The 10,426-nt window shown below is 69.4% G+C and carries 11 protein-coding genes and 1 pseudogene; 8 read left to right on the top strand and 4 right to left on the bottom strand.

The window, feature by feature from the left end; all coding sequences use genetic code 11:
- Positions 1 to 26: 26 nt before the first annotated feature.
- On the bottom strand, positions 27 to 641 hold the full coding sequence (locus ACUVYZ_RS09805) for a class I SAM-dependent methyltransferase (protein ID WP_439934099.1): 615 nt from the start codon (positions 639 to 641) through the stop codon (positions 27 to 29).
- A gap of 180 nt (positions 642 to 821) precedes the next feature.
- Positions 822 to 1,484, bottom strand: coding sequence for a DUF502 domain-containing protein (locus tag ACUVYZ_RS09800; RefSeq protein WP_439934098.1), 663 nt, complete (start codon positions 1,482 to 1,484; stop codon positions 822 to 824).
- Between the two features lie 119 nt (positions 1,485 to 1,603).
- On the opposite strand from ACUVYZ_RS09800, the gene dusA reads away from it, so the two are divergent.
- Positions 1,604 to 2,587, top strand: coding sequence for a tRNA dihydrouridine(20/20a) synthase DusA (gene dusA / locus ACUVYZ_RS09795; RefSeq protein WP_439934125.1), 984 nt, complete (start codon positions 1,604 to 1,606; stop codon positions 2,585 to 2,587).
- On the opposite strand, the gene ACUVYZ_RS09790 is transcribed toward dusA, so the two are convergent.
- Positions 2,561 to 3,448 carry a GGDEF domain-containing protein gene (locus ACUVYZ_RS09790; RefSeq protein WP_439934097.1) on the bottom strand — a complete coding sequence of 296 codons (888 nt, stop codon included), beginning with the start codon at positions 3,446 to 3,448 and terminating at the stop codon, positions 2,561 to 2,563. The genes dusA and ACUVYZ_RS09790 overlap by 27 nt on opposite strands.
- Positions 3,449 to 3,678: 230 nt before the next feature.
- Between ACUVYZ_RS09790 and ACUVYZ_RS09785 the strand changes: the two genes are divergently transcribed.
- The 7 genes and pseudogenes from ACUVYZ_RS09785 to ACUVYZ_RS09755 all read left to right on the top strand — a co-directional run bounded on the left by ACUVYZ_RS09785 (position 3,679) and on the right by ACUVYZ_RS09755 (position 8,295).
- The gene (locus tag ACUVYZ_RS09785) at positions 3,679 to 4,206 is read left to right on the top strand and encodes an O-acetyl-ADP-ribose deacetylase (RefSeq protein WP_439934096.1); all 528 of its coding nucleotides are present in this window, start codon (positions 3,679 to 3,681) and stop codon (positions 4,204 to 4,206) included.
- A 63-nt stretch (positions 4,207 to 4,269) separates the two neighbouring features.
- Positions 4,270 to 4,959: a tRNA (adenosine(37)-N6)-threonylcarbamoyltransferase complex dimerization subunit type 1 TsaB gene (gene tsaB / locus ACUVYZ_RS09780; RefSeq protein ID WP_439934095.1), complete on the top strand. Its 690-nt coding sequence runs from the start codon at positions 4,270 to 4,272 to the stop codon at positions 4,957 to 4,959.
- On the top strand, positions 4,956 to 5,417 hold the full coding sequence (rimI, locus tag ACUVYZ_RS09775; protein ID WP_439934094.1) for a ribosomal protein S18-alanine N-acetyltransferase: 462 nt from the start codon (positions 4,956 to 4,958) through the stop codon (positions 5,415 to 5,417). Before tsaB ends, rimI begins: the two co-directional genes overlap by 4 nt.
- Before the next feature lie 209 nt (positions 5,418 to 5,626).
- A pseudogene (locus tag ACUVYZ_RS09770) lies at positions 5,627 to 6,259 on the top strand (uracil-DNA glycosylase); the annotation flags it as partial.
- Positions 6,260 to 6,317: 58 nt separating this feature from the next.
- Positions 6,318 to 6,929 (top strand): LemA family protein, encoded by a 612-nt coding sequence (locus ACUVYZ_RS09765; protein ID WP_439934093.1) that lies wholly within the window; start codon positions 6,318 to 6,320, stop codon positions 6,927 to 6,929.
- On the top strand, positions 6,926 to 7,789 hold the full coding sequence (locus tag ACUVYZ_RS09760; RefSeq protein ID WP_439934092.1) for a TPM domain-containing protein: 864 nt from the start codon (positions 6,926 to 6,928) through the stop codon (positions 7,787 to 7,789). The genes ACUVYZ_RS09765 and ACUVYZ_RS09760 overlap by 4 nt, the downstream gene beginning before the upstream one ends.
- Positions 7,789 to 8,295 carry a TPM domain-containing protein gene (locus ACUVYZ_RS09755; RefSeq protein WP_439934091.1) on the top strand — a complete coding sequence of 169 codons (507 nt, stop codon included), beginning with the start codon at positions 7,789 to 7,791 and terminating at the stop codon, positions 8,293 to 8,295. The genes ACUVYZ_RS09760 and ACUVYZ_RS09755 overlap by 1 nt, the downstream gene beginning before the upstream one ends.
- A gap of 8 nt (positions 8,296 to 8,303) precedes the next feature.
- Here ACUVYZ_RS09755 and ACUVYZ_RS09750 read toward each other — a convergent pair whose 3' ends face one another.
- Positions 8,304 to 10,313: an AsmA family protein gene (locus ACUVYZ_RS09750; RefSeq protein ID WP_439934090.1), complete on the bottom strand. Its 2,010-nt coding sequence runs from the start codon at positions 10,311 to 10,313 to the stop codon at positions 8,304 to 8,306.
- Positions 10,314 to 10,426 lie beyond the last annotated feature (113 nt).

The raw sequence follows: 10,426 nt of genomic DNA, 5'->3' as shown, positions 1-10,426 counted from the left end.
GCGCGAACCTCGGACCAGCGCCCCCTTCAGCCGGCCTGCTGCATGAGGGGCAGGGCTGGCTTGACCCACCGGTACACCCGCATGGGGGGCACGTTCAGCAGCTCCACCTGCACCTGGGGCCGACCGAACAACTCCCGCCCCAGCTCCCCGACCCGATCCCGCACCTGGTAGGCGACAAAGCGGCCGCCCGGGGCCAAGGCGTGGAACACCGCCTGGAGGATTTCCCGGCCGATGCGCCGAGGGATGGTGGAGAAGGGGATGCCGGAGACCACCACTTCCGGTGCCGGAAACCCGTGGGCCCGCAAGTGACGTTCCAAGCCCCGGGCGTCCCCGTGGTGGACGACCAGCCGCGGGTCGCGCATCGCAGAAAGAATGCGCACGAAATCCTGATCCAGCTCGATGCCCAGCAAGCGGGCGTCGGGGGCCATGGCGCGCAACAACGCCCGGGTCGTGCCCCCCGTGCCCGGGCCCAGCTCCACCACCGCCCTGGCTCGGCCCACATCGGCCAGCTCCACCACCCGCCGCTCCAGGAACCGGGAGCTGGGGATGACGGAACCGACCCGGGCGGGGTTCTTGAGGAAACCCTGGAAGAAGGCGAACCGCTCGTCGGGCTGCAGGCGTAAACGATCGAGTCTCAGCACATTTTCCTCCCATGTTATCGAGCCGGGACGGCCGCCTGGGCCTGGGGAAACCTTCCCAGCAGCCCGGAACGCGCCGCCCCGGAGGTGCAAACCCGTTCGTCTGACGAAACAACCCGCGGGCGGGCTGCTTTCGCCGCTTCACATTTTTTTGAATTTACCACAATCCCGCCCATCCCCGCCTCAGGGCCTGGAAAAGGGGATGCGATCGGGGGCGCTCGTGCCGCCGGTCAAGGTAAAGCGCATGGCGTCCTCGAGGGTCCAGTCCGTGGGGGTGAGCCGGTCCACGGGGACGATCTCCACATAACCCGAGGTGGGGTTCGGGGCGGTGGGCACGTACACTACCGCCAGGTCCTGTCCGGTGGCGGTGTCCTTGAGGGTGCGGGTGACGAGCCCCAACGCTTTCAGGGGCGGGTGGGGAAAATCGATCATCACGACCCGCTCCGCACCCGCCGGTTTCTGCTGGATGACCTGGAGGAAGTTCTTGGTGGCGCTGTAGACGGCTTTCACCAGGGGGATGCGGCCCATGAGGGCCTCGAGCCAGGCGAGGATGCGCCGCCCGACCACCCGGCTCGCCGCCCACCCCAGGGCGTAGAGGGCCACCAGGGTGAAGAGGATGGCCACGGCCGACTCGAACCACGGGGCGAACAATTGCTCGGCCACCGCCGGCGAATAGCGGGCGACGAAGGCGGCGAGCCCCTGCACCCAGGGGCGCCCGGCCCGGGAGAGGACGCCGAGCAGGAAGTCGAACACCAGCCACGTGACCCACAGGGGCGCCAGCACCAGAATTCCGGCGACGATATGACGGCCCGCGTGGGCCAGGAAATGGCTATCGGAACTGCGCATCGAGGAGTCCTCCATGGATTGGTTCGCGGGCGAGCCTGGATGGATTTCATGACCGACACGGGGCCGGCCATGGGTCCGTGGGATAATAACCGCTCTCCGTCTCCCGCGAGACCGCCGTGATGCGCGCCTTGAGCACCGCTCCGATGATGGACTGGTCGGACCGGCATTGCCGGTATTTCTTCCGCCAGCTCACCCGGCGCGCCCCCGTGTACACCGAGATGGTGGCGACCGGCGCCCTCCTCCACGGGGACGCGGCGCGGCACCTGGCGTTGCATGGGCTGGAGCATCCGGTGGCGCTGCAGTTGGGCGGCTCCGATCCGCAGGAGCTCGCCCGCTGCGCCCGGCTGGGGGAGCGGTGGGGCTACGACGAAATCAACCTCAACTGCGGCTGTCCCTCGGGGCGGGTGCAGCGGGGCGCCTTCGGCGCCTGCCTCATGGCGGAGCCGGCGCGGGTGGCCGACTGCGTGAAAGCCATGCAGGACGCGGTGGGCGTGCCGGTGACGGTCAAGCACCGCTTGGGCATCGACGCCATCGAGGCCTACGACTTCGTGCGCCGCTTCGTGGAAACCCTCGCTCAAGCGGGCTGCCGCGTCTTCGTCGTCCACGCCCGCAACGCGATCCTCAAGGGCCTGAGCCCCAAGGAGAACCGGGAGGTTCCGCCCCTCAAGTACGACTACGTCTACCGGCTGAAGGGGGAATTTCCCGAGCTCACCATCGTGCTTAACGGGGGCGTGGGCTCATGGGAGGAGATCGAGGCCCATCTCCGGCACGTGGACGGCGTCATGCTGGGGCGCGCCGCCTACCACGACCCCTACCTCCTGGCCGAGGCCGATTGCCGGCTCTATGGCGACCCGCGCCCTCCCAAGACCCGGGAGGAGGTGGTGCGGGCCATGCACGCCTATTGCGTGGAGGAAGTCGAACGGGGCACGCCCTTGCGCGCCATCGTGCGGCACATGCTGGGGTTGTACCACGGCGAGCCCTACGCCCGCGCCTGGCGCCGGCGGCTGTCCGACCCCCGGCGGCTCGCCGCCAACGACCCGGACTTGCTGCTGGAGGCGATGGGCCAAGAGGTATCCTCAGGGCAGCACGTAGCGTTCGCGTAAGTTCTTCTCGGATGCCGTGATCGCGCCGGCCTGGGCGAGAGGCGGGAAGACGCGATTGCGCCCCTGCCCTTTAGCCTGATAGAGCTGCTGATCTGCGGCGCGGATGAGCTCTTGTGCTTCGTTCATCCCCTTGTCCAGGGCGGCTGCGCCGATGCTTGCCGTGACGCGGATCTCCTGAAGCGCACCCTCCATGTCCACGACGGTGAAGCAGCGGGCGGCGATGACGCTGCGCAGCCGTTCGGCGAGGGTCACGACGTCCGAGAGGGGCGTATCGGGCGCGATGATCAGGAATTCTTCCCCGCCATAGCGTCCGACCACGTCCGCCGCTCGCGCGGCGCAGGAAATCTCGCGCGCTAACTGGTCCAGTACCTGATCGCCGGCCGGATGGCCGTAGCGGTCGTTGAGAGCCTTGAAGTGGTCGATGTCCAGCAACAGGATCGAGAGGGGAGTATGGTAGCGGCGCGCCTTTGCGATTTCCACGCCCAGGCGGTGGTCCAGGTAACGGCGGTTGTGGACTTGGGTTAAGGGGTCGGTGATGTTTTCCTTCTCTAGGAGGTTGACCCGCCCGAGGGCTTGGCTCATTTGCCAGATGAGCCGGGTGACCAGCCAGACGAAGCAGGCGCCACCAAAGAACACCCCGGGCGCAATGAGGTCGGCGGTCCGGGCGTTTTCGATGCCGAAGACCAAGGCGTAGCCGAGATAGCCCGCTATGAAGGAGATCACCATGCCAGCCAATAGGTGCCAACGGTGCCGCAGCGCCGCGGTGGGGGAGGTGGCCATCAGGCGCTGTAGCGTCGGCAGGCAGGTGGCGAGAATCAGCGCTCCTGCCAGCACTAACCCGTTCGCCAAGAAAGTTGACATATCCGCTATCCTTGTGCCGTGGGGAGCCCTCTAGACCTACGCGAACCGGGCTTCAGCCAAGTTTTCAAGTCATTGATTTATCGTTCGATTCAATGACGCATCCGCGACACCTGCGCTTTTGGGGGTCCCAGGTCCGTGGGGCTCCCGGGAGATCTAGCGAGACCCGTGCCAGAGTCCCTGGTCCGGCGCATGCCACGGGGGGTTCGGCACTGGGCAGCGAGGCTTGAACCATGGTGCAGCAACGGATCGAAATCGTCCAAGGCGACATCACCCAACAGCCGGTGGACGCCATCGTGAACGCGGCCAACACCACGCTGCTCGGCGGAGGGGGCGTGGACGGCGCCATCCATCGCGCCGCCGGACCGGAGCTTCTGGAGGAATGCCGCGCCCTGGGGGGATGTCCCACCGGGCAGGCCAAGATCACCCAGGGATACCGGCTGCCGGCGAAGTACGTGATCCACGCCGTGGGGCCGGTATGGCACGGGGGCGACCGGGGAGAGGACGAGCTGCTCGCCGGCTGCTACCGCAACGCCCTGCTGCTGGCCGCCCAGCATGGGGTGCGCTCCATCGCCTTTCCCTCCATCAGCACCGGCGCCTACCGCTTTCCCCTGGACCGGGCCGCTCGCATCGCCCTCACCGAGATCAGCCGCTTTCTCGCGTCCCATGCCTTGCCCGAACGGGTGATCTGCGTCTGTTTCGACGAGCGGGTCCTGCAGGCGTACCGGGCGACCTGGGCGGCGTTGCAACAGGGGCGCTGAACGCCCTGCCGGAGGGGCTTCCCCCGCTATAATCCCGGTGCATTGCGGACTCGCCCACGCGCTTTGAACATCCTCGCCCTCGACACTTCCAGCGAGCATTGCTCGGTCGCCCTCTGGCTCGATGGCGAGGTGCGGGATCTGGAGCGCTTCGCCGGCCAGCGTCACACGGAAATGGTGCTGCCCATGGTGGACGAGCTTCTCGCCCAAGCAGGGCTCGAGCTTTCTCGACTTTCGGGTATCGCCTACGGCGCCGGGCCGGGCTCCTTCACCGGGCTGCGCATCGCCTGCGGTCTCGCCCAGGGACTCGCCCTAGGGGCGGGGCTGCCGGTGATCGGGGTGAGCACCCTGGAGGCTCTGGCGGAAGCGTGCGCCGCGCCGCGGGTGATCGCCTGCTTGGACGCCCGCATCGGCGAGATTTATCACGCCGCCTACGAGCGGGACGCCGCCCGCGGGCGGGAGAAGGGCGCCTGGCGGGTGGTGAGCGCCCCCCGGCTGTGCCGGCCCGAGGACGCGCCCGAGGTGCCGGGCGTGGGCTGGTGGGGCTGCGGCAGCGGCTTCGACGTGTATCCGCAGGCCCTGGGAAAGCGTTACGGCGCCCGCCTAGCCCAAGTGTTGCGAGGACGCCACCCCCGGGCCCGGGAGATGGCGATGCTGGCGGCGCTGCGCTTCGCCGCCGGAGAAGGGCGGGATCCGGCCGAGGCCGCGCCCCTTTACCTGCGCGACAAGGTGGCCCTCCCGGAGGGGGAGCGATGAGCGCCGTGGTTAGGGATGAGCCCGTGCTGCGCCCCATGCGCGCGGAGGACGTGGAGCGGGTGGTCCGCATCGAGCAGGAGATCTACGCCTTTCCCTGGACCCGGGGCAACTTCCTCGACTCGATCCGGGCCCGCTACCACTGCTACCTGTACGAGGCGCCGGGCGCCCTGGTGGGCTACGGGGTGATGATAGTGGCGGTGCAGGAGGCGCACCTGCTCAACTTGAGCATCGCCTCGAGCTGGCAGCGGCGCGGCCACGGGCGGGAGCTCCTCGGCCATTTCATGCGCATCGCCCGGGAGCAGGGAGCCCGCACCATGGTGCTGGAAGTGCGGCCGTCCAACGACGCGGCGTCCCACCTATACCGCCGCGCCGGATTCCGCATCGTGGGGGTGCGCCCCAACTACTACCCGGCCGAGGGCGGGCGGGAGGACGCCATCCTGATGGAGCGGCCCCTGTGAGCACGCGGCGGCGGGAGGCGGCGCTCAAGGTGCTGGGCCTGTGGCCGCGCTGGCGGCTCAGGCATCAGAAGTCAGAAGTCAAAGGACGGCCGTCCGGAGAGGAAGCTGCTTCTTTGTCAGTTCAGGTTCCTGTCGCGGAGGCGACGGCGCGGCGCGAGCGGGATTCAAGCCCGCTCCCGCCGCGCCAGCCTGGGGCGTCCGCGGCGCTGGAGGTGGTGTCCCCGGCGGTTTCCCCGCAAGGCGCCGACCGGCGCAGCCGCATCCTGGGCCTGGACTGGGCGGCCCTCAAGGCCTGCGTGGCCCAGTGCACCGACTGCAAGTTGGCCCAGGGACGCACCCGGACCGTGTTCGGCGTGGGGGACGAGAACGCCGACTGGCTGTTCGTGGGTGAAGGCCCTGGCGCCGAGGAAGACGCCCGGGGCGAGCCCTTCGTGGGCCAGGCGGGAAAACTTCTCGACAGCATGCTGGCTGCCATCGGGCTCAAGCGGGGCGAGAACGTCTACATCGCCAACGTGGTGAAATGCCGACCGCCGGGCAACCGCACGCCGGCGCCGGAGGAGATGGAGCGCTGCGAGCCCTACCTGGAGCGGCAGATCGAGCTGATCCGCCCGCGGCTGATCGTGGCCCTGGGGCGCGTGGCGGCCCAGAGCCTGCTCAAGACCGACGCCTCCATCGCCAGCCTGCGCCGCAAGGTGCACCGCTATCGGGGAACGCCCCTCATCGTGACCTATCATCCGGCCTACCTGCTGCGCAACCTCCCCGACAAGGCCAAGGCTTGGGAAGACCTGCTGTTCGCGGTGGAAACGATGAAGAAGTTAAAGGCGGGCTCCCTTGACCCTTGAAGCGCCGCCCCGGCCGCCCCATTTACCGTTTGCCTTGTTTCGACGCGAGGAGGACTCGATGCTCAAGCGCCTGGCCGCGATCGTGGCCGTGTTCGGTTCCCTGGCCCTCGGCGGCTGCGGCTACAACACCCTCCAGGCCCAGGACGAGCAGATCAAGGCTGCCTGGGCGGAGGTCCTGAACCAGTATCAGCGCCGCGCCGACCTGATCCCTAACCTGGTGGAAACGGTCAAGGCTTTCGCCGCCCAGGAGCGGGAAGTCCTGCAAAGCGTAACGGAGGCCCGGGCGCGGGCCACGGCGATCCAGGCGAGCCCGGCGCTGGTCGACGACCCCGAGGCGTTCAACCGCTTCCTCGAGGCCCAGGGGGAGCTTTCCTCCGCCCTGGCCCGGCTGCTGGTGGTGGTGGAAAACTATCCCCAGCTCAAGTCCGACGCCAACTTCCGCGATCTCCAGGCCCAGCTCGAGGGCACCGAGAACCGCATTGCGGTAGCGCGCCAGCGCTACATCCGCGCCGTGCAGGAATACAACACCACGGTGCGCCAGTTCCCGACCAACCTCACCGCCATGCTATTCGGCCACCAGGTCAAGCCCACCTTCACGGTGGAAGAAGAGCGGGCCCTGGCGGCCCCGCCCCGGGTGGACTTCGGCACGCCCGCGCCGGCCGCCCGATGAAGCGGGCGCCGGGTCTCGCTGCCGCGCTGTTCCTCCTCGCCGCGCTGGCGGCGCTCCCGGTCCAGGCGCAAGCGCCGGTTCCCGAGCTCCGGGCTCGGGTGACCGATCTCACCGGCACCCTCTCCGCCGGCGAGCGCCAGGCGCTGGAGCAGCGGCTGGAAGCCTTCGAGAAGAAGAAGGGCAGCCAGATCGCCGTCCTTGTGGTTCCCACCGTGCGCCCGGAAACCATCGAGCAGTACGCCATCCGGGTGGCGGAGCGATGGAAGCTGGGGCGCGAAGGGATCGATGACGGCGTCCTGGTGTTGGTGGCGAAGGAAGACCGGGAGCTGCGCATCGAAGTAGGCTATGGGCTGGAGGGCGTACTGCCCGACGCCATCGCCAAGCGGATCATCGACGAAGTCATCGTGCCGCGGTTTCGCCAGGGGGATTTCTACGGCGGCTTGAGCGCCGGAGTGGAGCGCGTGATCGGGGTGATCGAAGGCGAGCCCCTGCCGCCGCCCCGGGAAGGGAAACCCCGTCGCGCTCCCTCGGCCGCGGCGCTGGAGTTTCTGTTTGTCGCCGGCTTCTTTCTCGTCACCTTCGGCGGCGCGGTGCTGCGGGCCTTGCTCGGCCGGCTGCCGGCGGCGCTGGCGGTGGGCGCCGGCCTCGGCCTGCTCGCGTGGTTCCTCCTCGCCTCCGCCGTGCTCGCCCTCCTGGTGGGGCTGGCGGCTTTCGCCTTGACCCTGGCGGGCGGCGCTCCCCGGCGGGCGGCCCGGGGCACGAGGGGCTGGCCGACGACCGGGGGATTCGGCGGGTGGGGAGGCGGCTTCAGCGGCGGCGGGGGCGGTTTCGGCGGCGGAGGCGCTTCGGGGCGATGGTGATGGACTTCAAACGCCTCCTGCGGCACCTCTCGACCGGGGGCTTCCATCTGCGCAGGCGCTTTCCGCCGACGGCGTTCCAGCGCATCGAGGCGGCGATCCGGGAAGAGGAGGCGACCCATCGGGGCGAGATCTGCTTCGCGCTGGAGGCGGCCTTGCCCCTGGGGGCGCTGCTCGCCGGGGTAAGCGCCCGGGCGCGGGCGATCCAGGTCTTTTCCGAGCTGCGGGTGTGGGACACGGAGGAAAACAACGGCGTGCTGATCTACCTTCTGCTCGCCGACCAGGATGTGGAGATCGTCGCCGACCGGGGGGTCTACCGGGTGGCCGGCGCCGAGGCCTGGGAAGCCATCTGCCACGAAATGGAAGCGGCGTTCCGTGAAGGCCGCTTCGAGGAAGGCGTGATCGCCGGCATCCGCCGCGTCTCCGAGTTGCTGCGCCGGCACTTTCCCGCCGAGGGCGGTCCCCGCAACGAGCTGCCGGACCGGCCGGTGGTGCTGGGCCCGAGGTGAACCCCCGGTCAGTTGCCGAAGAGCCGCTTGAAAAAGTCGGTGGGTCCGCCCGTGGACGAGCCCTCCTTGGGCTTTTCCTGGGTGTCCGCTTTGGATGCGCCGCCGGTGAGGGCCACCTGGCACGGATTGGGAGGCACCGATTCGAGGAGGAGAGCCTGCCCGATGAGGGAGAGTCCGCCGGTCAAGATGGCCGCGCCCACCGTGGCCGCTGCGGTGGCAACGCCCCGGGCGTCGGCTTCCACCCGCGGATCGGCCAGCGTTCCCCCCAGGCGCACCAGGCTTGCCAGTTGCCCCGCGCCGATGCGAAGTCCCGTGACGGCCTTGGGCCGGAAGCCCAGGTCCAGGGTCTCGTCCCGCAGGTTAATGGCGCCGCCGCCGATCACGTGGACCTTGTCGGTCTCCAGGGCGATGCCGTTGTCGATGCGGGCGATGCCCTGCTGGATGGGAAAGCGCACCACGGCGCACTTGAGTTCGGTGTAGGGTTCCCCCTGGCGCGCGGGGTTCAGGGCGTCGAACAGCTCGGTGATGTCGGCCCCCAGGTCCAGGGCCCGGGTCTTGACCCATCCCGGCCCCAGGACCACACGCACCTGCCCGTGCGCGCCGGCCATCAGGCTGCGCAGTGACTCGCCGCTTCCCCGCAGGCTGATCGCCACGTCCGCCTTGGAGCCGGAGACCGCGCCGGGATTTCCCGCCAGGGCCAGCAGGGTACCCATGTCCAGGCCCGAGCCTTCTAGCCGGCCGTTGACCGCGAGGGTTTTCCCAGAGGCGGCGTCCGCGTTGAGATGGAGCCGGAGATCTGACGCCCCCAAGCGGACGCTCACCGGATCGGCGACCATGCGCCCGTTCTGGAAGCGCACCCTTGCCTGGAGCCCTTCCACCGTCTTGCCTTCCCCCAGGGCGAGCCTGGCCACCTCCAGGGTCGCGTCCCCATGGAGCGCCTGGAGGGCCGCCACGGGAAAGGGCGTGGCCGGAAATACGCGCCCGTCCCTCGCCCGGGGTTCCCTGTCGGTCTTGGCGGCGATGGCGCGCCGCGCCCCATGGATCTCGGCGAGATCCAGGAGGGGAGAGCTGAGCTTCACGGAAATCTCCCGCCGCTCGCCGGTGAGGGCGAGCCGCGCCGTCCCCGACAGGGTGCTCTTGCCGATGGCGGCCTGGAAAGGATCCACCGCCACCCGGCCTCCGTTTCCCGTGATGCGGCCTTCGAGGCGCAGGGGTGGAAGCCGTGGCAGCCCGGTGCCGGCGATCCGGGCGATGGGGGTGAGATCCGGTACCTCGGCCTGCACCTTGAGGTCCATGCCGTCCAATTGGGACGAGAGGGGCGCCGTCCCCCAGGCGGTGAGCCTGGCGCTCTCCACGGTGAGAGCCAACTCCAGGGGCGCCAGGGCGCCTTGCTCGCCGAAGGCGAGGGGATTGCCGATCTCGCCCCGCAGGGCGACCGGCACCCCGTTGTAGGTTCCCCGGGCCGAGAGCTGGACCCGCTGGTAGCCGCTCGTGGACTCGAAATCCAGCGCCTCCAGGGCCAGCCGGAGAGTGCGCCGGGTGCGTCCGTCCCGGTAGGCGAGGGTGCCCCGGTCGATGCGCACTTCCCGGATCTCCACAGGCGGGACTTTGGCCTCCTCTCCCGCCGGCGGCCCGGGCGTCTTGACGTCCAGGACCCAGTTGCCCGTCCCTTTGCCGTTGGTTTCCAGGAGGATGTCGGGTTCGATCAGCACCAGGCGGTGGAGCACCACGTCCCCGGTGAGGAGGGGCAGCAACGCGAGGCGCACCTCCAGGCGTTTGACCCGCGCCAGGTCCGGGCGCGACCCCCAGCGGGCGTTCTGGAAGCGCACGCCTTCCACCACCAGGGTAGGGAACAAGGACAGCTTGAATTGGGGCCGGCCTTCGATGGAAAGCTCGCGCCCGGTGGCTTCCTTCACCTTCGCGGTGGCGAGGGCCGCGTAGCGGTCCAGGTCGATGGAGCGCACCGCCACTGCCGCCGCCAGCAGCAGGAGGGCGAGCGCCGCGCCAGCGCCGATCAAGAGCTTTTTCGCGCGCATAGAGCGAGGGCGAGAGGAGGGCCCGGTGCCCGGAGAAGGGAGGCTATCACGGGCGAGCCGGCGGATGAGAAGCGGGCCGATGATCGTCCCGGGTC

Source organism: Pelomicrobium sp. P1 (genome assembly GCF_052805615.1).
This window is presented reverse-complemented; position numbering and strand designations above follow the sequence as displayed.